This window comes from Nocardioides sp. Z30_9, from assembly GCF_058215735.1.
The window spans coordinates 1,196,420-1,219,372 of record NZ_JBZAJF010000002.1; the positions used below are offsets into that span (position 1 = coordinate 1,196,420).

A 22,953-nucleotide genomic window follows, 5' to 3' on the forward strand; every position below is an offset into this window, starting at 1 on the left:
GATGCCGGATCAATCCGGACGCGACTTGAACTAACGCCTTATCCGTGCCGCACGCGTCGTAGTGTGCGCATGGACGTCACGTGCGGCTGGCTGGCCTGGCCGCCTCGGGCCAGACGATCGAGGGCGGAGCTAGATGGAGCACCTGTACGACGCGGGACAGTGGGAGTACGACGCCTTGTCCCGGACGATCCTCAACTCCGACGACCCGATGGTGCTCGCCGACGGCGAGGGCATCGTGCTGCTGGCGAACGCGGGCGCGTGCGACCTGCTCGGGTTCTCGGCGGAGGTGATCAAGGGCCTCAAGGTGCAGGAGTTCGGTCGCGAGACCATGCACGAGTTCCAGCACGTCGCCGTGAACGCCGTGGTGGCCAACAACGTCGAGATCACCGTCCGTGACGCCAAGCTCCGGCACTCGACCGGTGACGTCCACACCGTCGACCTGACCCTGACGCCTGCCGTCACCGAGCGCGGTCCGATGGTGGCGATCGGGATCCGCGACCCCAACGAGAAGTACCGGCAGACCAAGCTCTTCCGCGGCCTGCTCGAGGCCGCCCCCGACGGGATGGTCATCGTCGACCGCGACGGAGCCATCGTGCTGGTCAACGCCCAGGCCGAGGAGCTCTTCGGCTACGGCCGCGCCGAGCTCGTGGGAGAGCAGGTGGAGATCCTCGTCCCCGACCGCTACTCCGGCATGCACATGGCCTTCCGCAACGGCTACGTCAGCGAGCCGCGCACCCGCCCGATGGGGCTGGCCGGCGACCTGCACGCCAGGCGCAAGGACGGGTCGGAGTTCCCGATCGAGGTCACGCTCTCCCCGCTGGAGACCGACGAGGGGCTGCTGGTCTCGGCGGCCATCCGCGACATCTCCGAGCGCCGCAGGATGCAGGAGGAGACCGACCGGGTCAAGGACGAGTTCTTCGCCACGGTCTCCCACGAGCTGCGTACGCCGCTGACCTCGATGATCGGCTACGGCGAGCTGATGACCGACCTCGAGGAGCTCAGCCCCCAGGGCCAACGGTTCCTGTCGGTGATCATGCGCAGCGCCGAGCGCGAGCTGCGCCTGGTCGACGACCTGCTCACGCTGGTCACCATCGAGGAGTCCGGCCTCGCGATCCGCTCGGCGGAGATCGACCTCGAGCGCGTGGTCCGCGAGGCCGTGGAGGCGGCGCGCCCACGGGCCGAGGAGGCGACGCTCAGCCTGTCGCTGGAGACCGAGGGCATCGCCGTCCCGATGTACGGCGACCGCGACCGGCTCGGCCAGGCGATGGACAACCTGCTCTCGAACGCCATCAAGTTCACGCCCGCCGACGGGCGGGTCCGGGTGGTGCTGCGCTCGCAGGGCACCTCGGCCGAGATCGACGTCATCGACACCGGCGTCGGCATCGGCGACCAGGACCCGGACGCCCTGTTCGAGCGGCTGTTCCGCACCCCCAGCGCGGTGGCCCAGCAGAAGCCGGGCGCGGGCCTGGGCCTGACGATCGCGCTCGCCATCGTGGAGGCGCACGCCGGCACGATCGAGGTCGTGCAGAGCAACGACCGGGGGACCACCTTCCGGATGACCTTCCCGCTGCGCCCCGCGCACGCCGGCAGCTGAGGCGCGCGCCCGACAGAGCTCAGAACAGCCGCTGGCTCGGGTCGTCCATGCCGCGCAGGGCGTCGTAGTCGACGACGGCGCAGGTGATCCCGCGGTCCTCGGCCAGCACCCGCGCCTGGGGCTTGATCTCCTGGGCGGCGAAGATGCCGGCCACGGGGCCCTTGCGGGTGAGGGCCGGGTCGCGGTTGAGCAGCTCGAGGTAGCGGGTCAGCTGCTCGACCCCGTCGATCTCGCCGCGCCGCTTGATCTCGACCGCGACCGAGCGCCCGTCACTGTCGCGGCACATCAGGTCGACCGGACCGATGGCGGTGGGGAACTCCCGGCGTACCAGGCTCAGGCCCTCGGCCAGCGTCCCCGGGTGCTCGGCGAGCAGCTCCTGGAGATGCTTCTCCACACCGTCCTTCTGCAGGCCGGGATCCACGCCGAGCTCGTGGCGGGAGTCGTGGAGCACCTCCTCGATCAGGATGCGCAGGGTGTCGCCGGTCTTGGCGGCCACCGTCCACTCGACCTGACCGTCCTCGGTGGTGCCCTCGCGGACGGTGCACGGCGGGCTCATCCAGTTCAGCGGCTTGTAGGAGCCGCCGTCGGAGTGCACGAGCACCGAGCCGTCGGACTTGAGCATCAGCACCCGCGTGGCCATCGGCAGGTGGGCACTGAGCCGACCGGCGTAGTCGACCTGACAGCGTGCCACCACGATTCTCACGATCGGTGAATCTACCTGCCATGCTTGCGCGGTGCGTCGTGGGCCGAGCAGAGTCGTCGTGGTGGGTGCCGGAGTCACCGGCCTCACGTGCGCGGTCCGGCTGGCCGAGGCCGGCCATCGCGTGGACGTGTTCGCCCGCGACCTGCCGCTGGAGACGACCTCGGTCGTGGCCGCCGCGCTCTGGTACCCCTACAAGGCGCTGCCGCAGGACCGGGTCACCCGGTGGGCTGCGACGTCGTACGACGTGTTCCGCGCGCTGGCCTCCGGCGAGGGCGGGCCCGACACCGGCCTGACGATGCGGCCGGGGACCGAGGTGCTCCGCGAGCCCACCCCGGACCCGTGGTGGGCCGGCGCCGTACCCGACCTGACCCGGACGCCACCACCTGCGGGGTACGCCGACGCGTGGTCGTTCACGGCGCCGGTGGCCGACATGCCGGTCTACCTGCGCTGGCTGCACGGGCGGCTCGAGGAGCTCGGCGGGACCGTCACCCGGATGAGCCTGCCGGCACTGCCGCCCGACCGGGAGGGCGAGGTGGTGGTCAACTGCGCCGGGCTCGGGTCACGGCTGCTGGCCGGCGACGCCGAGGTCACGCCCGTGCGCGGCCAGGTGGTCCTCGTCTCCGGGGTCAAGGTCGACCGCTGGCTCCTCGACGCCGCCGGACCGACGTACGTGGTGCCGCGCGGGCGCGAGGTCGTGGTCGGTGGCACCGACGAGGCCGGCGACTGGAGCCGGACCGCCTCACTGGCCACGGCAGCCGACATCTGGCGCCGGGCCACGCAGCTGGTTCCCGAGCTCGCCGGGGCCACCGTCCTCGCCCACCGGGTGGGTCTGCGTCCCGTGCGCCCGGCGGTGCGGCTCGAGGCGCAGGGACGGGTGGTGCACTGCTACGGCCAGGGTGGCGCCGGGGTGACGTTGAGCTGGGGTTGTGCCGCCGAGGTGGTCGGCCTCGTGGATCAGCTGGCCAAGGCGGAGCCGATGACCAGCTGAGCGCGGGCACGGTCCGGGGACCATGTGAGAAGGGACCTTGTCGGCCCCAGTGAGGATCGTGCGAGGATGCCGCCATGGCACGTGACTTCAAGACCATCGGCGTAGTCGGACTGGGCACCATGGGTGCCGGCATCGCGGAGGTGTTCGCCCGCCACGGGTACGACGTCGTCGGCGTGGAGGTGGACGAGGAGGCGGTCGAGCGCGGCCGCCAGCACCTCCAGCACTCCACGGACCGCGCGGTCTCCCGCGGCAAGCTCAGCGAGGAGGACGCCGGGCAGCTGCGTGACCGGGTCCGCTTCGTCACCTCACTGGACCAGCTCGCGGACGCCGACCTCGTGGTCGAGGCAGTCGTGGAGTCCGCCTCGATCAAGAAGGCCATCTTCCGGGAGCTCGACGGGATCGTCTCCCCGGACACCATCCTGGCGACGAACACCTCGTCGCTCTCGGTCACCGACATCTCCTCGGCCACCTCGCACCCCGGCCGGGTCATCGGCGTGCACTTCTTCAACCCCGCGCCGGTGCAGAAGCTCGTCGAGATCGTGCGCACCGTGGTGACCGCGCCCGACGTGCTCGAGGACGCCGCGGCACTGGTCGAGACGATCGGCAAGAACCCGGTCGTGTGCGGGGACAAGGCGGGCTTCATCGCCAACACGCTGCTGTTCGGCTACCTCAACCACGCGGTGTCGATGTACGAGAACCGGTACGCGACGCGCGAGGACATCGACGCGGCGATGCGCTACGGCTGCGGCTACCCGATGGGTCCGCTGGCGCTGCTCGACCTGATCGGCCTGGACACGGCGTATGAGATCCTGGACACGATGTATCGCCAGGGCCGGGACCGGCTGCACGCACCCGCGCCGATCCTCAAGCAGATGGTCACCGCCGGCCTCCTCGGTCGCAAGACCGGCAAGGGCTTCTACACCTACGAGGCGCCCGACAGCCCCGTCGTGGTGGCCGACGACCGAACCCCGTCGGCCGACGACGAGCCGCAGCTGCGCCACGACATCAACCTCGTCGGCATCGTGGGCACCGGCACGATGGCCACCGGCATCGTGGAGGTCTTCGCCAAGGCCGGCTACGACGTGATCTACGTCGGCCGCTCGCAGGACAAGGTCGACGCCGTGAAGGCGACGATCGAACGCTCCCTGGACAAGGCGATCCAGCGCGGCAAGCTCGAGGAGTCGGTCAAGGCCGAGGTGCTGGGCCGGCTCACCGGCTCGACGTCGCTCGACGACCTCGCGCAGGTCGACATCGCCGTCGAGGCGATCGCCGAGGACCTCAAGATCAAGACCACCCTGTTCGAGAACCTGGACGAGATCTGCAAGCCGGGCGCCATCCTCGCGACGACGACCTCCTCGCTGCCGGTCATCGCGTGTGCCCAGGCGACCAGCCGGCCCCAGGACGTCGTCGGGATGCACTTCTTCAACCCGGCGCCGATCATGAAGCTCGTGGAGGTGGTCAGCACGGTCTCCACCAGCGAGGACGTCGCCGAGACGACCCGCGCGCTGTGCGCCAAGGTCGGCAAGGTCGCGGTCTCCTGCGCCGACCGGGCGGGCTTCATCGTCAACGCGCTGCTGTTCCCCTACCTCAACGACGCGATCAAGATGCTCGAGGCGCACTACGCGACGGCCGACGACATCGACACCGCGATGAAGCAGGGTTGTGCCCTGCCGATGGGCCCCTTCGAGCTGCTCGACGTGGTGGGCAACGACGTGTCGCTGGCGATCCAGCGCGAGCTCTACCTGGAGTTCCGTGAGCGTGGCTTCGCGCCGGCGCCGCTGCTCGAGCACATGGTCACCGCGGGCTACCTGGGCCGCAAGACCAAGCGCGGGTTCCGTGACTACAGCAAGCGCTGACCCCCGCTGGGGACGGGGACGTAACCTGAGGCCATGGGTTTCCTGATCTTCCTCATCGTGCTGGCGGTGGCAGCCCTCGTGGTGGTCCTCGTGGTCAAGAGCACCCAGCGCCGTGCGCTGGAGCGCAAGGAGGCCGAGCTGGCCCCGGTGCGCCAGTTCGCGTTCGAGGACGTCACCGCGCTCGGCGAGGAGCTGCAGGTGCTGGACATGGAGATGGCCGGGCGGGAGCTCGACCCCGGGCAGCACGCCGACTACCAGCGCGCACTCGACTCCTACGTGGCCGCCAAGCGTGCTGCCGACAAGATCACCGAGCCCGAGCACGTCAAGGGCGTCACCGAGATCCTCGAGGACGGCAAGTACGCCATGGCCTGTGTGCGCGCCCGCGTCGCAGGTCTGCCGCTGCCCACCCGCAGGCCCCCGTGCTTCTTCGACCCGCGCCACGGCCTCTCGGTCGAGGACGTCCCCTACACCCCTCCGGGCGGGGCCCAGCGCGACGTACCCGCGTGCGCGCTCGACGCCGAGCGGGTCAAGGTCGGCGCGGAGCCGGACATCCGCAAGGTGATGGTCGGCAACCGCCGGGTGCCCTACTTCCAGGGCGGTCGCGCCTACCAGCCCTACGCCGCGGGCTACTTCGGCGGCTTCGGCCCGATGGACTTCATGTTCATGGGGCTGCTGTTCGGGGGCGGCTTCGACGGGCTCGGTGAAGGCATCGGCGCCATCGGGGAAGGCCTCGGTGAGGGCCTCGGCTCCATCGGGGACGGCATCGGCGGGATGTTCGACGGCATCGGCGACCTCTTCGACGGCTTCGACTTCTAGCGCCGCCCAGAAGGTGTGACCTGCACGAAACCGTCCGTCAACCGTGCGGTGATCTTCGCCTGACACTCTCCAGGCTCACGCCAGGCCATGGAGAGGGACCGTGATGGATCACATCGCCGCAATCGAGGAGCAGCTCGCACGTCCTGTCCGGGAGTCCACCCAGACAGATCTCGCCACCCGGCACAAGCACGGTGTGAGCACCCTGCTCGCCCACCGCGTCGACCTGCGTGGTGTCTACGCCTTCGCCGACATCGTCGAGGAGTCCGTGCGCTGGTCGGCCTGACCCGCGTGGTCGCGGGGGCGGGCCGACGCGGCACAATGCCCTGGTGACCCTGCACACCACCACGTACGGCGACGGCGGATCCCCGATCGTCTTCTGCCACGGCCTGTTCGGCCAGGGCCGGAACTGGACGGGGGTGGCCAAGGCGCTCGCGCCCGATCACCGCGTCGTGCTGGTGGACCTGCCCCACCACGGCCGCTCGCCCTGGTCGGAGCGCTTCGACTACCTCGAGGTGGCCGACGAGATCGCCGGCCTCGTCGAGGGCATGTTCGGCGAGGATGAGCCGGTCACGCTCGTGGGGCACTCGATGGGCGGCAAGGCGGCCATGGTGACCGCGCTGCGCAGCCCGCGGCTGGTGCGGCGGCTGTGCGTGGTCGACATCGCCCCCGTGGCGTACGGCGGGCGTGGCGAGTTCGAGGGCTACGTCGAGGCGATGCAGGGACTCGACCTGGACGCGGTCGAGCGCCGGGCCGACGCGGACGCCGCGCTGGCGGACGCCGTGCCCGAGAAGACCGTGCGCGACTTCCTGCTCCAGAACCTGCGCCGCGAGGGCGAGACCTGGGGGTGGCAGGTCAACCTCGACGTCCTCGGCCGCGACCTCGAGGTGCTCAGCGGGTGGCCCGAGGACGAGCTGGGCGACGTGGCGCCGTACGAGGGGCCGGTGCTGTGGGTCGCCGGCGCCGACTCGCGCTACGTGCGTCCCGAGCACGACGACCTGATGCGTCGGCTGTTCCCGCGCACGCGCAAGGTGGTCGTCAAGGACGCGGGGCACTGGGTGCACTCCCAGCAGCCGGACGTGGTCGTCGACATGGTCCGGCGGCTCTCGGCCTGAGGCGAGGCCTGCGTCAGAGAGCGTCCTGGTTGCGGACGAAGACCTCACGCACCAGCAGCAGCACCGCCGCGGCGGTGGGGATCGCGAGCAGCGCGCCGACGACGCCGAGCAGGCTGGCACCGATCAGGGCGGCGATCACGGTGACGGCGCCGGGGATGTCCACGGACTTCGACATCACCCTCGGGTAGATCAGGTAGTTCTCGACCTGCTGGTAGATCAGGAAGAAGATGATGCAGAAGATCCCGGTCTCGACGTCGGTGGCCAGGGCGATCGCGCTGACCACGATCGCTCCCAGGGTCGCCCCGATCATCGGGATCACGTCGAGGATGGCGACCACCACGGCCAGCGCCACGGCGTACTGCCCCAGGCCCACGATGAACAGGAAGATCAACGTGGAGACGCCGGCGCACAGCGCGACCAGGAAGGCGCCGGAGACGTAGCCGCCGATGCCTTCCAGGATCCGGTCACCGAGGCTGGCCACCCGGGGGCGGCTGCTGGCGGGAGCCAGCTCGTAGAGGGCGGCCTTGACCCGGTCCAGGGAGGCCAGGAAGTAGAGGGTCAGCACGATCACGATGAACGCGTTGCCCAGCGCCGAGAGGATCGCGAGACCCACTCCCAGGACCCCGCCGAAGAGCTTGTTGGTGAGGTCGCCGCCGAGGACGTAGTCCTTGGCCTTGTCGATCACGTCGTACTTCGCGTCCAGGCGCTCGATCTGACGGTTGTGCTGGAGCTTGTCGAACCAGCCGGGGGCGCTGTTGGACAGCGCGGTGACCTGGTCGGCGACCACCGGAGCGATGGCGAGGACGAACAGGGCCAGTGCGGCCACGAAGGCCAGCGCGACGAGCAGCACCGCGATGGAACGGCGGATGCCGCGACCGACCAGCCAGCGCACCACCGGGTTGAGCCCGAAGGCGATGAACAGGGCGACGACGATCAGCACGATCACCGAGCTGGCGTGCAGGATCAGCCCGCCGACCCAGTAGGCGACCAGCGCGCCCGCGGCCAGCAGGAAGCCGGTCACGAACGGGTGGCGGCCCCACGTGCCCATCGAGCGCCGAGCCGCCGGCGGGGGCGGGGGAGTCCGCTTCGCGTCGGTCGATCCGGTTGAGCCAGTGACTGTGTTCCCGGGGCCGGGTGCCTCCTCCGAGGCAGCCGACTCAGGCTCGGGGGTCGGTCCGCCGGACCCGGGAACCGTCACCTCAGCTCTCGTCGTCGGTGCCGAACCCTGCGACCACGTCGCGCAGCGCGGCGAGCTGGGCCGTGATCGAGTCGCGGCGGCGGGTCAGGCGCGAGACCTCGGCCCGCAGGACCTGCAGCTCGCGCTCGGAGTCGGCGTGCCCGCTGTTGCGCAGCGCGTCCGCCTGCTTCTTCGCGGCGCTGACGATCTGCTCGGCCTCGCGGCGCGAGCGGCTGACCAGCTGCTCGGCCTCCTGGGCCGCCTGGTCGCGGTGGGAGTTGGCTGCCTCGATGGCCTCGCGGGCCCGCTGCTCGGCTGCGTTGGCGCGCTCCTCGGCCTCGGCCACCAGGCGCCGGGTCTCGGCCGACGCGGAGTCGTGGTGCTCGGCCGCCTCGCGGGTCAGCCGCTCCTTCTCCACTGCCAGCTCGCGCCGAGCCTCCTGCACCTCGCGGTCGGCCGCGGCGCGTGCCTGCTCGGCCTCACGTGCGGTGCTCGTGCGCAGTGCGTTGGTCTCCTGCTCGGCGGCGAGGCGGTGCTGCTCGGCCTCGCGCTTGGCGGAGGCGAGGTGGTCGTCGGCCTCGGCCAGCGCGCGCACCCGGTGTGCCTCGATGTCGGCGATCGTGCGGCTGCGCGTCTCCTCGAGCTCGCGCGTCTGAACGACCCGCATGTCCTCGGCAGCGGCCTCGGCCTCGGACGTGATCGCGGCGGCGTCACGCTGGGCCTGGTGCCGGACCTGGGCGGCCTGCGCGTTGGCCTCCTCGAGGACGTCGGCAGCCTGCTCCTCGGCGAGCCGCAGCATCTCGCTGGCCTTGCCGCCGAGACCTGCGTAGGTGGGGTTCTCGTTCTCGTCGACCTTCACGCGCAGCGTCTCGACCTCGGCCTCGAGCGCCTCGAGGCGGCTCTGGGCCTCGGTCAGGCTCGCGGTCAGGCCGGCCTTCTCCGCGGCCGTGGCACGCAGCAGCCGGTCCACCGCGCCGGTGTCGTAGCCACCGCGACGCACGGTCGGCAGGGCCGGGAGCTGTGCCGCGGCGGGGGGCTCGGAGCGCTGGGTGGGGGCGGGACGCGCCCCGGTGCTGCCGGAGGCCTGGGGGCGTGAACCGGCTGCCGGGGGAGGTGGCAGTGGCCTCTCGGCGACCTTGTTGGCGGTCTTCTGCCCGGAGCGTGCGGCGCCCGGCTTCTCGCTGACCACGGGGATCACCTGGGTCGCCTCGTCGGCGGAGTCCCTGGTGCTGTCCCCGTCCTCGGGGTCGTTGTCGAAGATGGACAGTCCCTGGTCGCGCATCGGGTCGCTCATGAATCTTTTCTCCATCCGGCATTGGTGGTTCCGACGTACGCCGTCAGTCTCGCCCATTGCCAAAGCGATTCCGACCGCGACCCGTCCGACTCGCCGTAGTCCCGAAAAAAGGTGCCGGAAAAGGCGGCACCCGGCAGCACCAGTGGTGCTGCCGGGTGTCGTGAGGCGCAGGAGGTCGTTGAAACCTCACCTGTTCTGCCGGGTGGTCAGACCCCGCGGAACGCGTTGATCTGGTCGAGGTGCTTGGCGCGGAGCGCCTCGTCGCGGACGCCGAGACCCTCCTCGGGTGCCAGGCAGAGCACGCCGACCTTGCCCTGGTGGGCGTTCTGGTGCACGTCGACCGCGGCCTGCCCGACCTCGTCCAGGGTGTAGGTCTTGGACAGGGTGGGGTGGATCATCCCCTTGGCGATCAGGCGGTTGGCCTCCCACGACTCGCGGTAGTTGGCGAAGTGCGAGCCGATGATCCGCTTGAGGTTCATCCACAGGTAGCGGTTGTCGTACTGGTGCATGTAGCCGCTGGTCGAGGCGCAGGTGACGATCGTGCCACCCTTGCGGGCCGCGTAGACCGAGGCGCCGAAGGTCTCCCGGCCCGGGTGCTCGAAGACGATGTCGACGTCCTCACCGCCGGTGAGGTCGCGGATGTCCTTGCCGAACCGGCGCCACTCCTTGGGGTCCTGGGTGTGCTCGTCCTTCCAGAACTTGTAGTCGGCCTCGGAGCGGTTGATGATCAGCTCGGCGCCCATCTTGCGGGCGATCGCCGCCTTCTCCTCGTTGGAGACCACGCACACCGGGACCGCGCCGCCGTTGAGGGCGTACTGCGTGGCGAAGCCGCCCAGCCCGCCGCTGGCGCCCCAGATCAGGACGTTGTCGCCCTGCTTCATCCCGGCGCCGTTGCGGCTCACCAGCTGGCGGTAGGCGGTGGAGTTCACCAGGCCGGGGGAGGCGGCCTCCTCCCAGGTCAGGTGGTCCGGCTTGGGCATCAGCTGGTTGGACTTGACCAGCGCGATGTGCGCCAGGCCGCCGAAGTTGGTCTCGAAGCCCCAGATGCGCTGCTCGGGGTCCATCATCGTGTCGCCGTGGCCGTCGGGGCTCTCCAGCTCGACGGAGAGGCAGTGCGCGACGACCTCGTCGCCGGGCTTCCAGGAGTGCACGCCGAGGCCGGTCTTGAGCACCACGCCGGAGAGGTCGGAGCCGACCACGTGGTAGGGCAGGTCGTGCCGCTTGGACAGCGGTGACATCCGGCCGTAGCGCTCCAGGAACCCGAACGTGGAGACGGGCTCGAAGATCGAGGTCCACACGGTGTTGTAGTTGATGGCGCTGGCCATCACGGCGACGAACGCCTCGCCGGGGCCGAGCTCGGGCAGGGCCACGTCCTCGATGTGGATGGACTTGCGCGGGTCCTTGTCGCGGGTGGCGAGACCCTCGAACATCTCCACCTCGTCCTTGTGGACCGTGGCGGCCCGGTAGGACTCCGGGAGTTCGAGGGCGGCGTACTCCTCACTGCTCGTGTCGCCGGCGAGGATGGCCTCGAGGATCTTCTGCACGTGGGGCTCCTGTGGGGGGTGACGTCGTCGGTCCGGTTGGGCTGCGGCGGAATCTACCGGCGAGTAGCCCCCGTGTCAGCCCGGTGTGACCTATCTGGCTACCGGGAGCGGCGGGGGCTGACCGAGGACCCCGGACCGGCTCAGGGCAGGCGCGAGAACCAGCGCAGCGAGAGGGCCGCGGCCAGCAGCCCGAGGAGGAGGGCGGCGGCCGCGGCGTACTGCGTGACCTCGCGGGGCTCCTCGCGGTAGCCGATGGAGGACTGGACCTCGTCGTAGACCTCGTTGAGCTCGTCGCTGCTCCGGGCGGTGTAGGCGTGGCCACCGCTCTCCGCGGCCAGCGCCGCGAGCGTCGCCTCGTCCACCGGCACGCTGACCAGCTGCCCCTCGCTCTCCACGGTCCCGTCGGGGGTGCCGTAGGCGATGGTGGAGACCGGCACCCCGGCCTCGCGGGCCGCTTGCGCGGCCTCCTGCGGGGTGCGCCCGGTGGTGTTGGTGCCGTCGGAGAGCAGCACGACGTGGGCGGGTACGCCGGCCTGGTCGGCCCGCGCCGCCATCAGCTGCACCTGCTCCAGCGAGGTGAAGACCCCTTCGCCGATCGCCGTCCGGGTGGACAGGTCGAGGTCGTTGAGGGCGGCGACGACGTCGTCGCGGTCCGCGGTGGGGGGAGCCAGCACGGTGGTGACCCCGGAGAACGTGACCAGGCCGGCGTTGAACCCGTGGGGCAGGTCCTCGACGAACCGGGTCGCGGCCTCGGCGGCCGCGTCCAGCCGGTTCGGCGACACGTCGGTGGCCTTCATCGACAAGGAGACGTCCACCGCGACGATGACCGTGGCGTTCTCCCGGGGGACCCGCACGTCCATCTCCGGCCTGGCCGCCGCGAGCGCCATCAGTGCGAAGGCGGCCAGCAGCACGGCGGCGGGGGCGTAGCGCCGCCACCCCGGCCTGCGCGGGATCAGCCGTTCCAGCATCGGCAGCGAGGCGAACCTGACCGCGTAGCGGCTGCGGCGGCGCTGCTGGACCACGTAGGCCACCGCGAGCGCCGCCACCGGCACGAGCAGCAGCAGCCACCAGGGGGAGAGCAGCCTCATCGCCGGCTCCTCATCCGTGGCGCTCCGCTCCTGCGGGCCTGGTCACGGCGCAGGAACCAGACCAGGTCGCCGACCCAGTCACGGTCGGTGCGCAGCAGCACGTGCTGGGCACCCGAGGCGCGGACGGCTGCGGCGACGCTCTCACGATGGGCGGCGGCGAGGGCGGCGTACTGCTCGCGCAGGCGCGCCGACGAGGTCCACACCTCGGAGCGGCGGCCGGACTCGGGGTCCATCAGCACCACGGGCCCCACGTCGGGCAGGGCCAGCTCGCGGGGGTCCAGGATCTCCACGACCAGCACGTCGTGGCGAGCGCAGAGGTGCCGCAGCGGCTGCTCCCACGAGAACGGCCGCTCGGTGCTGCCGTCGGGTTCGACGAAGTCGCTGATCACCACGCGGGCCCCGCGGCGGCGCTGCCGGGCGTCGAGCGCGGTCAGTGCGGGCGCGAGCCCGGGGGCGACCGGGGTCCGGGGCACTGCCCGGCCACGATGGCCGGTCGGCCCGCGGCCCGACATGGCGCGTACCGCGGCCTGGCGTGGTGGCAGTGGCGGCGACCAGCGCACGGCGTCCTCACCGAGGTGGGCCACGCCCATCCGGTTGCCGGGGCCATCGCTGAGCAGCCCGATCGCGCCGGTGACCCAGGCCGCCAGCTCACCCTTCTCGATCTCGACGGTCCCGAAGTCCATGCTGGCCGTCTCGTCGACCAGGACCCAGGTCTCGAGCTCGTACTCGGCCCGGGTGCGCCACACGTGGGGTTCCTGGCTCCGGGCGGTCACGTTCCAGTCGATGCGGCGTACGTCGTCGGAGCCGGCGCGGTAGGGGACGACCTCCTCGGGGTCGCTTCCCGGACCGAGGCGGGTGCCCTCGCGGGCGCCGTACAGGGTGCCGGCGAGCCGCCGGTTCAGGGCGAGCTCGAGCGCTGCGAAAGCGCGTCGGGACTCGGCCAGGGACCTCACGCTGCTCCGGTCTCCCGCTCGCCGGCAGCGTCGTCGTGGGGTGCGATCTGGGGAGCCGGGACCACTGAGAGCAGGTAGGCGACCACCTGGCGCGCGTCCACCCCGTCGGCGATGGCGTCGAAGGTGAGCACGAGCCGGTGTGAGAGCACGTCGCTCGCGACGTCGTACACGTCACGGGGCAGCACGTAGTCACGACCGCGCATCAGGGCCAGTGCCCGGGCCGAGGCGACGAGACCGAGCGTGGCTCGGGGGGAGGCCCCGAACTCGACGTGGGGGGCGATCGGCTCCAGGCCGTAGCGGGCCGGCTCGCGGGTGGCCATCACGAGGGCCACGGCGTACTGGGCGACGGCGTGGTGGACGAAGATGCGGTCCGCGGCCCGTTGCAGGTCGAGCACGGCCTCGGTGCTGAGCACCTCGCGGGCGCGTGGGGGGTCGACGCTCATCCGCTGGAGGATCGCGAGCTCCTCGGCGGCATCGGGGTAGCGGACGTCCACCTTCATCAGGAAGCGGTCGCGCTGGGCCTCGGGCAGGGAGTAGACGCCCTCGGACTCGATCGGGTTCTGCGTGGCCATCACCAGGAACGGCTCCGGCAGCGGGTAGGTGCGTCCGCCGATGCTCACCTGCCGCTCGGCCATCGCCTCCAGCAGCGCGGACTGGACCTTCGCCGGGGCCCGGTTGATCTCGTCGGCGAGCACCAGGTTGGCGAAGACCGGCCCGAGCTCGATGTCGAAGGTCTCGGAGGAGGGGCGCCACACCCGGGTCCCGACGATGTCACCGGGCATCAGGTCGGGGGTGAACTGCAACCGGTGGAAGCTGCCGCCGGTGACCTCGGCGAGCGTCCGGACGGCCAGGGTCTTGGCGACGCCGGGAACGCCCTCGAGGAGCAGGTGTCCCCGGGCGAGCAACGCCACGACCATCCGCTCGACCATCAGGTCCTGGCCCACCAGCACCCGCTTGATCTCGAACAGCGCCCGTTCCAGGAGCGCCGCGCTCTGCTCGGTCGGGGGCGTGTCGTCCTGGATCGTGGTCATCGGGCGTCCTCGGTGTCTCGACGGGTGCCACCACTTCACCACGGGAACGAAACGGACAGCGAGGGGTTGGCCCGAAAAACCGGGGAAAGGGGGTGGACCCCGCCCCGGGGAGAGGGAGGCTCAGGCGCCGGCGGGCTCCACCAGCTCGACGAGCACGCCCCCGGCGTCCTTGGGGTGGATGAAGTTGATCCGCGAGTTCGCGGTGCCCCGGCGAGCCTCGTCGTACAGCAGCCGCAGGCCGCGCTCGCGCAGGATCGCGCTGACCTGGTCGACGTCGGTCACGCGGTAGGCGAGCTGCTGCAGGCCCGGGCCGGACCGGTCGAGGAACTTCGCGATCGTCGACTGGTCGTTCAGCGGGGCCAGCAGCTGGATCTTGGAGCCCTTGGGGTCGGACGGGTCGCCGACGGCCACCATCGCCTCGCGCACACCCTGCTCCTCGTTGGTCTCCTCGTGGGTGACCTCCATGCCGAACTTCTCGCGGTACATGGTGATCGCGGCGTCGAGGTCCGGGACGGCGACGCCCACGTGGTCGATGCAGGTGAACAGGTGGGCCGGGATGTCCAGCGGGGCTGACGTGGGGGTACTCATGTGCGCATCCTCGCCCAGTGGGCGCCGCGGCCTCAACGGGGTGTGACGGGTCGAACACCACTCGGAGCCGGACCCCCCTCCACCTGCGGGCCGTTGCTGGGTACTGTCGGATGACCAGACTGCTCTACAGGAGGCACTCCCATGTCATCGACCAATGGTGGATCCGTCATCGTCGCCGGCGCCCGTACGCCGATCGGACGCCTCCTCGGGGGCCTGAAGACCCTGTCCGCCGCCGAGCTCGGCGGAGTCGCGATCAAGGCGGCCCTGGAGAAGGCCGGCGTGTCCGGCGACCAGGTCGACTACCTGATCATGGGCCAGGTCATCCAGGCCGGTGCCGGCCAGAACGCCGCCCGTACGGCGGGCGTCGCCGCGGGCCTGCCGATGTCGCTGCCTTCGATCACCATCAACAAGGTGTGCCTGTCCGGCATCAACGCGATCGCGATGGCCGACCAGATGATCCGCGCCGGGGAGCACGACGTCGTCGTGGCCGGCGGGATGGAGTCGATGACCAACGCCCCGCACCTGCTGCTGAAGTCCCGCGAGGGGACCAAGTTCGGCGACGCGAAGCTCGTCGACTCGATGGCCTACGACGCGCTCTTCGACCAGACCACCCAGCAGGCCATGGGCCTGCTCACCGAGGAGTGCAACGCGGCCGGCGCCAACCTGACCCGCGAGGAGCAGGACGAGTTCTCCGCGCAGTCGCACCAGAAGGCCGCCCAGGCCTGGAAGAACGGTGTCTTCGACGAGGAGGTCGTCCCCGTCGAGATCCCGCAGCGCAAGGGCGACCCGGTCGTGGTCAGCCAGGACGAGGGCGTGCGTGGCGACACCACCGCCGAGTCGCTGGGCAAGCTGCGCCCCGCCTTCAACAAGGAGGGCACCGTCACGGCGGGCTCCTCCTCCCAGATCTCCGACGGCGCCTGCGCCGTCGTGGTGATGAGCAAGGCCAAGGCCGAGGAGCTCGGGCTGAGCTGGATCGCCGAGATCGGCGCCCACGGCCAGGTCGCCGGCCCCGACTCCACCCTCCAGCTCCAGCCCGCCGCGGCGACCGCCAAGGCGCTGGAGAAGGAAGGCATCTCCGCCGACGACGTCGACCTCGTGGAGTTCAACGAGGCGTTCGCCGCGGTCGGCATCTCCTCCGCGCGTGAGCTCGGCATCCCGGACGAGAAGGTCAACGTCAACGGTGGCGCGATCGCCCTGGGTCACCCGGTCGGCATGTCCGGCGCCCGGATCGTGCTCCACCTCGCCCTCGAGCTCCAGCGCCGCGGAGGCGGCACCGGGGTCGCCGCCCTGTGCGGTGGCGGTGGCCAGGGTGACGCCCTGGTCATCAAGGTTCCCTCCTCCTGAGCGAGAGGGGCATGAGCAGACGGTCGACCGGCGACGTACCCGCACTGGTCGAGAAGGCCAGGGCGGGGGACGCGAGGTCGGTCGCACGGCTGATCTCGCTGGTCGAGGACGCCTCGCCGCTGCTGCGCGAGGTGATGGCCGGGCTGGCGCCGTACACCGGCACGGCCGGCGGCCGGCGCGCACACATCGTCGGGCTGACCGGGTCTCCCGGTGTCGGCAAGTCGACCTCGACCGCGGCGATCGTCACCGCCCTGCGTGCGCAGGGCAAGCGGGTGGGCGTGCTCGCGGTGGACCCGTCGTCCCCGTTCTCCGGGGGAGCGCTGCTCGGTGACCGGGTGCGGATGCAGGACCACGCCCTCGACAAGGACGTCTACATCCGCTCGATGGCCTCGCGCGGGCACCTCGGCGGCCTCTCCTGGGCGACCCCGCAGGCGCTGCGCGTGCTGGACGCCGCCGGCTGCGACGTGATCCTCGTCGAGACCGTGGGCGTGGGCCAGAGCGAGGTGGAGATCGCCGCCATGGCCGACACCACGATCGTGCTGCTCGCCCCCGGGATGGGTGACGGGATCCAGGCGGCCAAGGCCGGGATCCTCGAGATCGGCGACCTCTACGTGATCAACAAGGCCGACCGCGAGGGTGCCGACCAGGTACGCCGGGAGCTGCGCGGGATGCTCGCGCTGGCCGACCGTCCCGAGGGGGCCTGGCAGCCCGAGATCGTCAAGACCATCGCGAGCAAGGGCGAGGGCGTCGACGAGGTCGTGGCCGCGATCGACCGGCACCGGGCGCACCTGGAGGCCAGCGGTGAGCTCGAGGCGCGGCGGTTGCGGCGGGCCCGGGACGAGATCGAGGCGATCGCCGTCACCGCGCTGCGCGAGCAGTGGCGCGGGGTGCACGAGAACGCCGCGCTCGACGACCTGGCGGCCGAGGTCGTCGCCGGGAAGAGCGACCCCTACGCGGCGTCCGACCTGCTGCTCGAGAGCCTCGAGTCCGGCTCGGGCTAGCCCCGCCGTTTCCGCGTTTCGGTGCTCACCGGACCGGTGAGCCTCGATAACGGGCGGTTCCAGGCGCGCCTGAGCCGAATCATGGCGCGTTCTTGGTACAACAACTCTGTCGTGGGCGCGTTCTGGTGCCCACGGTCTTCCCCCGGACACAAGGAGCAACCGATGGACGGCGCGCTGAAGAAGGGTGTCGGCCTCCTCGTCATCTTGTTCCTCGGCTTCTGGCTCGTGCAGGACCCCAACGGGTTCGGTGCCAGCGCCAAGGAGGCCACCAGCACGATCTGGGACCTGCTGGTCAAGCTCTTCGACGCGATCATCCGGTTCGTCCAGTCGGTCAGCAGCTGAGCGCACCATGAGGCGGGTCGTCGCCTGGCTGACCGATCCCTCCGTCGGCGCCCGGCTGCTGCGGGACGAGGACGAGGTCGTGGTCGACATCGTGCACAAGCACTGGGTCGTCTACCTGCTCCCCGGCCTGCTGGTCTTCGCCGGGATCCTGTGCTGGGCCCAGGTCCCGTTCGCCTCCCTCGAGCTGGGCTGGGTGCCCCTGGTCGTCGGTGCCGTGCTGGTCGGGTGGGGCGTGCTGAAGGCCCTGCAGCGCAACATCGACCGGTTCGTGGTCACCAACCAGCGGGTCTTCCGGGTGCACGGGCTGTTCAACCGCAAGGAGGCCACGATGCCGCTGAGCCGGATCCTGGACATCTCGGTGGACAAGCCCCTGCACGGCCGGATCCTCGACTTCGGTCACTTCGTCTTCGAGTCCGCGGCGCAGGCCCAGGGGCTGCGCGACATCCGCTACGTGCCGCGCCCCGACGAGCGCAACCTGACCATCCAGCGGGTGGTGACCCGGGCGGGCCTGCGCGGGCGGGGCCCGCACCACACGGAGCGGGGCGAGGTCTCCCCCTAGAGGCCGGCGGCCGCCTGCAGGTCGCTGCGGATCGCGTCGAGCCGCCCGACGGCGTTGATCCGGGCCGCGTCCACGGCGTCTTCTCGCACCGGGACGACGACCTCGAGGTAGCACTTGATCTTCGGCTCCGTGCCCGAGGGGCGTACGACGACACGGCCGTCGTCGGCGAGCCGGAACCGGAGGCCGTTGGTCGGGGGCAGGCCGTTGCCGCCCGCGGAGAGGTCGTCGACCCCCAGGACCGCCAGGCCGCCCAGCGAGGCCGGGGGAGCTGCACGCAGCCGGTCGACGACCGCCGTGATGGACGCGACGTCGTCCATCCGCACCGAGAGCTGGTCGGTGGCGTGCAGGCCGTAGCGGCTCGCGATGTCGTCGAGCAGGTCGCGCAGCGTCCGGCCGGCGGCCTTGGCCCGGGCGGCGATGTCGCAGACCATCAGCAGCGCCGAGACACCGTCCTTGTCCTTCACGTGCCGGGGGTCGACGCAGTAGCCGAGCGCCTCCTCGTAGCCGAAGGCCAGGTCGGGCACCCGTCCGATCCACTTGAAGCCGGTCAGCGTCTCGGCGTACAGCTGGTGCTCGGCGACGGCCATCTTGCCGAGCAGCGACGAGGAGACGATCGAGGTGGCGTAGACGCCCTCGCGCCGCAGGCCGAGCAGGTGGTGGGCGAGCAGCGCCCCCACCTCGTCGCCGCGGAGCATCTGCCAGCCGTGGGGTCCTCCGGGGATCGCGACCGCGCACCGGTCGGCGTCCGGGTCGTTGGCGACCACGAGGTCGGCGCCGACCTCCTCGGCGAGGGCCAGCGCGAGGTCCATCGCGCCGGGCTCCTCGGGGTTGGGGAACGGCACGGTCGGGAAGTCGGGGTCGGGCTCGAACTGTGCGGTGGCGACGCGCGGCTCGCTGAACCCGGCCTCGCGCAGCGCGGTGAGCACCGTGGCCCCGCCGACGCCGTGCAGGGGGGTGTAGACGACGTCGAGGTCGCGCGGTCCGGCGCCGACCAGGTCGACGACGGTCTTCAGGTAGCGGTCGAGGAGGTCGTCACCGAGGACCTCGCCGCCGTCGCCGCGGGGGATGTCCCCGACCGGCCCCACGGCCGCGATCTGCTCGGCGATCTGCTCGTCGGCGGGCGCGACGATCTGGCTGCCGTCGCCCAGGTAGACCTTGTAGCCGTTGTCCTGGGGCGGGTTGTGGCTCGCGGTGACCATCACCCCGGCCACGCAGCCGAGCTCGCGGATCGCGAACGCGAGGACGGGGGTGGGCAGCGGCCGCGGCAGGGTCATGGCCCGGAAGCCGGCGCCGGTCATCACCTCGGCGGTGTCGCGGGCGAAGACCTCCGAGTTGTGCCGGGCGTCGTACCCGATCACCACGGGGGCGCCCGCGGGCGCCCCGCTCGCCGTGAGGTACGCCGCCAGGCCGGCCGCCGCGCGGAGCACCACGACCCGGTTCATCCGGTTGGGACCCGCCCCGAGCGCACCGCGCAAACCGGCGGTGCCGAACTCCAGGGTGCCGTCGAAGCGGTCCGCGAGATCGGCGGTCGGGCCCTGACCGACCAGTTCCTCGAGCTCTGCCCTGGTCGCGGGGTCGGGGTCCTCGGCGGCCCAGGCGCGGGCACGATCCAGCAGGTCGGCATCGGTGTGGTCGGTCCGGCGGGTCATGGCCCGAGGCTAGATCATCGCCACCCGGCCCGATCGGGCTCCCACCGGTGGTCATACTGGAGCCCATGCCTGCGCGAAGCTTCCGGTTCTCCAGCTCCCTGGACGTGGCGGCGCCACGTGAGCGGGTGCACGCCGTGCTCGTGGATCTCGAGCACTACGGCGACTGGTGGCCGCAGGTGCGCGCCGTCGCCAAGCTCGACGACGACCGGGCGCTGGTGGTGTGCCGCTCCGCCCTGCCCTACGACCTCGAGCTCGAGCTCACGGCGGTGAGCCGCGACCTCGACCTGTTGGAGGTGCGCATCGACGGCCCGATCCGGGGCTGGGCGAGGTACCACCTGTCCGAGCGGGCAGACAGCTCGGCGCGCACCTCGCTGCGCTTCGAGCAGGAGGTGCGCGCCGAGGCCAGGATGTTCGTGATGGCGTCGTACGCCGCCAAGCCGCTGCTCAGCTGGAACCACCACCGGATGATGGCGGGCGCCGACTGCGGCCTACGGGCGCGTCTTCAGGAGAGCGCTGCGACCGCTGCGTCGTAGTCCGGCTCCTGGCCGATCTGGGGGACGAGCTCGCTGTGCACGACGACGTTGTCGGCGTCGAGGACGACGACGGCGCGGGCGAGGAGGCCCTCGAACTTCGTGTCGGTGAGCCGGACGCCGTAGTCCTCGCCGAACGAGGAGCGGAACGCGGACCCGACCTGGACGCCCTCGAGGCCCTCGGCGCCGCAGAACGCGGTCATCGCGAACGGCAGGTCGACCGAGACGTTGAGCACCGTGGTGTCCTCGAGCCCGGAGGCGAGCTCGTTGAACTTGCGGACGCTCGCCTGGCACACGCCGGTGCCGATGCTCGGGAAGATGCTGAGCACCTTGCGACCGGTCAGGTCGGCAAGGTTGAACTCCTTGAGGTCGGCGTCGACCAGGGTGAAGTCGGGAGCCTGGTCGCCCACGGCGGGCAGTTCTCCGACAGTGTGGGCAGGGGTGTCTCCGAGTGCGGTGGTAGCCATGCGTCCCAACCTAGCCGGGCGGGGTCAGCGCCTCGCGCGCGGTCCGAACTGCGGAGCCGCCTTCGCGAAGGCGGCCTTGCGGGCGGCGTTGGTGTTCGCGGCGACCAGGAGGACCAGCTGCTCGGCGCGTTCGCGGGCGAATGTGCGCCGGGGCGAGGACGTCCAGGTCTGGTCGAAGAGCCGCTTGGCCGCCGCCAGCGCGTCGGGGGACTTCGTGGCGAGCTCGCGGGCGAGCTCGTCCGCGGCGGCCTCGGGGTCCGCGGCGAGGTCGGTGACCAGGCCCAGCTCGCGGGCCTCCTTGCCGGAGACCTTGCGTGCGCTCATCGTGAGCAGCTTCGCGGTGTCGATGCCGACCAGCTCGGAGAGCGAGCGGACCCCGGACATGTCGGGGATCAGTCCCCAGCGTCCCTCGAGGACCGACCACTCCGAGTCCGGCGTGGCGATCCGGAAGTCGGCGGCGAGCGCGATCTGCAGCCCCCCGCCGTAGCAGTGGCCGTGGACCGCGGCGATCACCGGCACGGGCAGCCGGCGCCAGGCCCAGCACGCCTCCTGGAAGGTGTTGGTCCCGCGCCAGGGGCGGGGCGTGAACGCGCCCGCGATGCCGCGGGGCGACTTCAGCACCGCGGCGAAGTCGAGCCCGGCGCAGAAGGAGTCGCCCTCGCCGCTGATCACGACCGCGCGCAGCGAACGGTTCCGGCGCAGCGTGCGGGCCGTGGACACCAGCTCATCGAGCGTCTGCAACGTGAGCGCGTTGAGCTTCTCCGGTCGGGCGAGCCGGACGTGGGCGATGCCGTCGGTGACGGTGTGGGTGACGAGCTGGGTCATGGCGTCATGTTACCGATCGGTAATGGCGCCGCCATGGCCAGCCGCCCGACTCAGGAGTCGATGCTGGACATGTCCCCGTAGCGGTCGCCGGCCACCGCGTCCCGGGGGACGGCCTGCTCCAGGGCGCTGAGGTCCTCGGGGGTGAGCTCGAGGTCGGTCGCGGCCACGTTCTCCTCGAGGTAGCGCACCCGCTTGGTGCCCGGGATCGGCACGACGTCCTCGCCCTGGGCGAGCACCCACGCCAGCGCGAGCTGGCCCGGGGTGGCGCCCTTCCCGGCCGCGATCTCCTTGACCTTCTCCACCAGGGAGAGGTTGGCCTCCAGCGCGTCGCCCTGGAAGCGCGGGAAGTACGGCGAGCGCCGGCTGTCGGCCTCGCCGTCGGCACCCGAGTCGCGGGTGATCGACCCGGTGAGCAGTCCTCGGCCCAGCGGGGAGTAGGGCACCAGTCCGATCCCGAGCTCCCTGATCACGCCGAGGATCTCGTCCTCGATGTCGCGGGAGAACAGGGAGTACTCGGTCTGGAGGGCGGTGATCGGGTGCACGCCGTGGGCCTTGCGGATGTTCGCGGCACTGGCCTCGGAAAGCCCGAGGTGGCGGACCTTGCCGGCCTGCACCAGCTCGGCCATGGCGCCGACGGTCTCCTCGATCGGGACGGTCGGGTCCACCCGGTGCTGGTAGTAGAGGTCGATGTGGTCCACGCCGAGGCGGCGCAGCGAGTCGTCGCAGGCCTGGCGGACGTACTCCGGGGAGCCGTCGATGCCGAGGCGCTCTCCGTCGGGGCCGCGCTTGTTGCCGAACTTGGTGGCGAGCTGGACCTGGTCGCGACGGTCCGCGATCGCCTTGCCGACGAGCTGCTCGTTGATAAACGGCCCGTACATGTCGGCCGTGTCGAGGAAGGTGACCCCGAGGTCGAGGGCCCGGTGGATGGTGTCGATGCCGCCCTGCTCGTCGGGAGTCCCGTAGAACTCCGACATCCCCATGCAACCCAGCCCGAGGCTGGAGACGGTGAGCGGGCTGGATCCTGACTGGCCGAGAGTGCGCTGGTTGATCGTCATGGAACCACTCAACGACCTGGAGTGCGCTCCAGGTCAAGACCCGGGCGGGCGACTCAGCGGCGCTGGTCGACCTGGCCCTCGTAGAGCCCGATCTTGTGGTCGATCGCGCGCAGGTGCCCGGTGACCTCGGCGAGCTGCTGCTCGACCCGGTGCCGGTGGGCCTTGAGCAGGGTCAGCCGCTCGAGCTCGTTGCCGGGTCCGCTGCGGACGAGCTCGGCGTAGCGCCGTACGTCGCGGATCGGCATGCCGGTCGAGCGCAGCCTGGTGATCATCTGGATCCAGGTGAGGTCGCGCTCGGCGTAGCGGCGGTGTCCCGAGGAGGAGCGTTCCACCGAGGCCAGCATCAGCCCGTCGCGCTCGTAGTAGCGCAGGGTGTCGGGCGTCAGGCCCGTCTCCAGGGCCGCCTCGGCGATGCTCAGCGCAGTCACCGGTCCAGT

The 22,953-nt window shown here is 71.3% G+C and carries 24 protein-coding genes; 11 read left to right on the plus strand and 13 right to left on the minus strand.

Features of this window, described 5'->3' with window-relative positions:
* Nucleotides 1–133 precede the first annotated feature (133 nt).
* Complete coding sequence (locus AC4BGB_RS16530; RefSeq protein ID WP_490547978.1) at nucleotides 134–1,594, plus strand: PAS domain S-box protein; 1,461 nt, start codon at nucleotides 134–136, stop codon at nucleotides 1,592–1,594.
* Nucleotides 1,595–1,613: 19 nt separating this feature from the next.
* Here the strand turns inward: AC4BGB_RS16530 and nucS are convergent, their stop codons facing one another.
* A complete protein-coding gene (gene nucS, locus AC4BGB_RS16535) occupies nucleotides 1,614–2,297 on the minus strand; it encodes an endonuclease NucS (protein WP_490547979.1) in 684 nt (227 codons plus the stop codon).
* Nucleotides 2,298–2,358: 61 nt separating this feature from the next.
* On the opposite strand from nucS, the gene AC4BGB_RS16540 reads away from it, so the two are divergent.
* The 5 genes from AC4BGB_RS16540 (at nucleotide 2,359) to AC4BGB_RS16560 (ending at nucleotide 7,069) form a co-directional block, all read left to right on the plus strand.
* Nucleotides 2,359–3,285 carry an FAD-dependent oxidoreductase gene (locus tag AC4BGB_RS16540; RefSeq protein ID WP_490547980.1) on the plus strand — a complete coding sequence of 309 codons (927 nt, stop codon included), beginning with the start codon at nucleotides 2,359–2,361 and terminating at the stop codon, nucleotides 3,283–3,285.
* Between the two features lie 74 nt (nucleotides 3,286–3,359).
* A complete protein-coding gene (locus tag AC4BGB_RS16545) occupies nucleotides 3,360–5,141 on the plus strand; it encodes a 3-hydroxyacyl-CoA dehydrogenase family protein (protein WP_490547981.1) in 1,782 nt (593 codons plus the stop codon).
* Nucleotides 5,142–5,174: 33 nt separating this feature from the next.
* Nucleotides 5,175–5,957, plus strand: coding sequence for a hypothetical protein (locus AC4BGB_RS16550; protein ID WP_490547983.1), 783 nt, complete (start codon nucleotides 5,175–5,177; stop codon nucleotides 5,955–5,957).
* A 103-nt stretch (nucleotides 5,958–6,060) separates the two neighbouring features.
* Nucleotides 6,061–6,240, plus strand: a complete 180-nt coding sequence (locus AC4BGB_RS16555) for a hypothetical protein (RefSeq protein ID WP_490547985.1) — start codon at nucleotides 6,061–6,063, stop codon at nucleotides 6,238–6,240.
* A gap of 43 nt (nucleotides 6,241–6,283) precedes the next feature.
* Nucleotides 6,284–7,069, plus strand: a complete 786-nt coding sequence (locus tag AC4BGB_RS16560; RefSeq protein ID WP_490547987.1) for an alpha/beta fold hydrolase — start codon at nucleotides 6,284–6,286, stop codon at nucleotides 7,067–7,069.
* A gap of 13 nt (nucleotides 7,070–7,082) precedes the next feature.
* Here the strand turns inward: AC4BGB_RS16560 and AC4BGB_RS16565 are convergent, their stop codons facing one another.
* The 7 genes from AC4BGB_RS16565 to mce form a co-directional block, all read right to left on the minus strand.
* Nucleotides 7,083–8,117 (minus strand): AI-2E family transporter, encoded by a 1,035-nt coding sequence (locus tag AC4BGB_RS16565; RefSeq protein ID WP_490547989.1) that lies wholly within the window; start codon nucleotides 8,115–8,117, stop codon nucleotides 7,083–7,085.
* 151 nt (nucleotides 8,118–8,268) lie between these two features.
* The gene (locus AC4BGB_RS16570; RefSeq protein ID WP_490547991.1) at nucleotides 8,269–9,540 is read right to left on the minus strand and encodes a hypothetical protein; all 1,272 of its coding nucleotides are present in this window, start codon (nucleotides 9,538–9,540) and stop codon (nucleotides 8,269–8,271) included.
* A 206-nt stretch (nucleotides 9,541–9,746) separates the two neighbouring features.
* Nucleotides 9,747–11,084, minus strand: coding sequence for a crotonyl-CoA carboxylase/reductase (ccrA, locus tag AC4BGB_RS16575; protein WP_490547992.1), 1,338 nt, complete (start codon nucleotides 11,082–11,084; stop codon nucleotides 9,747–9,749).
* Between the two features lie 140 nt (nucleotides 11,085–11,224).
* A complete protein-coding gene (locus AC4BGB_RS16580) occupies nucleotides 11,225–12,172 on the minus strand; it encodes a VWA domain-containing protein (RefSeq protein ID WP_490547993.1) in 948 nt (315 codons plus the stop codon).
* Entirely contained in the window at nucleotides 12,169–13,125 is a 957-nt protein-coding gene (locus tag AC4BGB_RS16585) for a DUF58 domain-containing protein (protein ID WP_490547994.1), read from the minus strand. Before AC4BGB_RS16585 ends, AC4BGB_RS16580 begins: the two co-directional genes overlap by 4 nt.
* Nucleotides 13,122–14,156, minus strand: coding sequence for an AAA family ATPase (locus AC4BGB_RS16590; protein ID WP_490547995.1), 1,035 nt, complete (start codon nucleotides 14,154–14,156; stop codon nucleotides 13,122–13,124). The genes AC4BGB_RS16585 and AC4BGB_RS16590 overlap by 4 nt, the downstream gene beginning before the upstream one ends.
* A 120-nt stretch (nucleotides 14,157–14,276) precedes the next feature.
* Nucleotides 14,277–14,744: a methylmalonyl-CoA epimerase gene (mce, locus tag AC4BGB_RS16595; RefSeq protein WP_490547996.1), complete on the minus strand. Its 468-nt coding sequence runs from the start codon at nucleotides 14,742–14,744 to the stop codon at nucleotides 14,277–14,279.
* Nucleotides 14,745–14,885: 141 nt separating this feature from the next.
* Here mce and AC4BGB_RS16600 point away from each other — a divergent pair, with 141 nt between their 5' ends.
* The 4 genes from AC4BGB_RS16600 to AC4BGB_RS16615 all read left to right on the plus strand — a co-directional run bounded on the left by AC4BGB_RS16600 (nucleotide 14,886) and on the right by AC4BGB_RS16615 (nucleotide 17,990).
* Nucleotides 14,886–16,088, plus strand: a complete 1,203-nt coding sequence (locus AC4BGB_RS16600) for an acetyl-CoA C-acetyltransferase (protein WP_490547998.1) — start codon at nucleotides 14,886–14,888, stop codon at nucleotides 16,086–16,088.
* 11 nt (nucleotides 16,089–16,099) lie between these two features.
* The gene (meaB, locus tag AC4BGB_RS16605; protein ID WP_490548000.1) at nucleotides 16,100–17,089 is read left to right on the plus strand and encodes a methylmalonyl Co-A mutase-associated GTPase MeaB; all 990 of its coding nucleotides are present in this window, start codon (nucleotides 16,100–16,102) and stop codon (nucleotides 17,087–17,089) included.
* Nucleotides 17,090–17,251: 162 nt separating this feature from the next.
* Entirely contained in the window at nucleotides 17,252–17,431 is a 180-nt protein-coding gene (locus AC4BGB_RS16610; RefSeq protein ID WP_490548001.1) for a hypothetical protein, read from the plus strand.
* Nucleotides 17,432–17,438: 7 nt separating this feature from the next.
* Nucleotides 17,439–17,990, plus strand: coding sequence for a PH domain-containing protein (locus AC4BGB_RS16615; protein ID WP_490548003.1), 552 nt, complete (start codon nucleotides 17,439–17,441; stop codon nucleotides 17,988–17,990).
* Here the strand turns inward: AC4BGB_RS16615 and AC4BGB_RS16620 are convergent.
* Nucleotides 17,987–19,639: a phospho-sugar mutase gene (locus AC4BGB_RS16620; RefSeq protein ID WP_490548005.1), complete on the minus strand. Its 1,653-nt coding sequence runs from the start codon at nucleotides 19,637–19,639 to the stop codon at nucleotides 17,987–17,989. The genes AC4BGB_RS16615 and AC4BGB_RS16620 overlap by 4 nt on opposite strands.
* Nucleotides 19,640–19,704: 65 nt before the next feature.
* On the opposite strand from AC4BGB_RS16620, the gene AC4BGB_RS16625 reads away from it, so the two are divergent.
* On the plus strand, nucleotides 19,705–20,172 hold the full coding sequence (locus AC4BGB_RS16625; RefSeq protein ID WP_490548007.1) for an SRPBCC family protein: 468 nt from the start codon (nucleotides 19,705–19,707) through the stop codon (nucleotides 20,170–20,172).
* On the opposite strand, the gene tpx is transcribed toward AC4BGB_RS16625, so the two are convergent.
* Genes tpx through AC4BGB_RS16645 form a run of 4 tightly spaced genes read right to left on the minus strand, consistent with a single transcriptional unit; the run spans nucleotide 20,142 to nucleotide 22,944 of the window.
* Nucleotides 20,142–20,636, minus strand: a complete 495-nt coding sequence (tpx, locus tag AC4BGB_RS16630; RefSeq protein WP_490548009.1) for a thiol peroxidase — start codon at nucleotides 20,634–20,636, stop codon at nucleotides 20,142–20,144. The genes AC4BGB_RS16625 and tpx overlap by 31 nt on opposite strands.
* Nucleotides 20,637–20,660: 24 nt before the next feature.
* A complete protein-coding gene (locus AC4BGB_RS16635; protein WP_490548011.1) occupies nucleotides 20,661–21,461 on the minus strand; it encodes a crotonase/enoyl-CoA hydratase family protein in 801 nt (266 codons plus the stop codon).
* A gap of 50 nt (nucleotides 21,462–21,511) precedes the next feature.
* Nucleotides 21,512–22,516, minus strand: coding sequence for an aldo/keto reductase (locus AC4BGB_RS16640; protein ID WP_490548013.1), 1,005 nt, complete (start codon nucleotides 22,514–22,516; stop codon nucleotides 21,512–21,514).
* A 53-nt stretch (nucleotides 22,517–22,569) separates the two neighbouring features.
* Nucleotides 22,570–22,944 (minus strand): MerR family transcriptional regulator, encoded by a 375-nt coding sequence (locus AC4BGB_RS16645; protein WP_490548014.1) that lies wholly within the window; start codon nucleotides 22,942–22,944, stop codon nucleotides 22,570–22,572.
* Nucleotides 22,945–22,953 lie beyond the last annotated feature (9 nt).

Coding starts and splice junctions, on each gene's coding strand:
- AC4BGB_RS16530 (WP_490547978.1), top strand. CDS start 134: ATGGAGCACCTGTACGACGCGGGACAGTGGGAGTACGACGCCTTGTCC.
- AC4BGB_RS16545 (WP_490547981.1), top strand. CDS start 3,360: ATGGCACGTGACTTCAAGACCATCGGCGTAGTCGGACTGGGCACCATG.
- AC4BGB_RS16550 (WP_490547983.1), top strand. CDS start 5,175: ATGGGTTTCCTGATCTTCCTCATCGTGCTGGCGGTGGCAGCCCTCGTG.
- AC4BGB_RS16555 (WP_490547985.1), top strand. CDS start 6,061: ATGGATCACATCGCCGCAATCGAGGAGCAGCTCGCACGTCCTGTCCGG.
- AC4BGB_RS16565 (WP_490547989.1), bottom strand. CDS start 8,117: ATGGGCACGTGGGGCCGCCACCCGTTCGTGACCGGCTTCCTGCTGGCC.
- AC4BGB_RS16570 (WP_490547991.1), bottom strand. CDS start 9,540: ATGAGCGACCCGATGCGCGACCAGGGACTGTCCATCTTCGACAACGAC.
- AC4BGB_RS16580 (WP_490547993.1), bottom strand. CDS start 12,172: ATGAGGCTGCTCTCCCCCTGGTGGCTGCTGCTGCTCGTGCCGGTGGCG.
- AC4BGB_RS16590 (WP_490547995.1), bottom strand. CDS start 14,156: ATGACCACGATCCAGGACGACACGCCCCCGACCGAGCAGAGCGCGGCG.
- mce (WP_490547996.1), bottom strand. CDS start 14,744: ATGAGTACCCCCACGTCAGCCCCGCTGGACATCCCGGCCCACCTGTTC.
- AC4BGB_RS16600 (WP_490547998.1), top strand. CDS start 14,886: ATGTCATCGACCAATGGTGGATCCGTCATCGTCGCCGGCGCCCGTACG.
- meaB (WP_490548000.1), top strand. CDS start 16,100: ATGAGCAGACGGTCGACCGGCGACGTACCCGCACTGGTCGAGAAGGCC.
- AC4BGB_RS16610 (WP_490548001.1), top strand. CDS start 17,252: ATGGACGGCGCGCTGAAGAAGGGTGTCGGCCTCCTCGTCATCTTGTTC.
- AC4BGB_RS16615 (WP_490548003.1), top strand. CDS start 17,439: ATGAGGCGGGTCGTCGCCTGGCTGACCGATCCCTCCGTCGGCGCCCGG.
- AC4BGB_RS16620 (WP_490548005.1), bottom strand. CDS start 19,639: ATGACCCGCCGGACCGACCACACCGATGCCGACCTGCTGGATCGTGCC.
- AC4BGB_RS16625 (WP_490548007.1), top strand. CDS start 19,705: ATGCCTGCGCGAAGCTTCCGGTTCTCCAGCTCCCTGGACGTGGCGGCG.
- tpx (WP_490548009.1), bottom strand. CDS start 20,636: ATGGCTACCACCGCACTCGGAGACACCCCTGCCCACACTGTCGGAGAA.
- AC4BGB_RS16635 (WP_490548011.1), bottom strand. CDS start 21,461: ATGACCCAGCTCGTCACCCACACCGTCACCGACGGCATCGCCCACGTC.
- AC4BGB_RS16640 (WP_490548013.1), bottom strand. CDS start 22,516: ATGACGATCAACCAGCGCACTCTCGGCCAGTCAGGATCCAGCCCGCTC.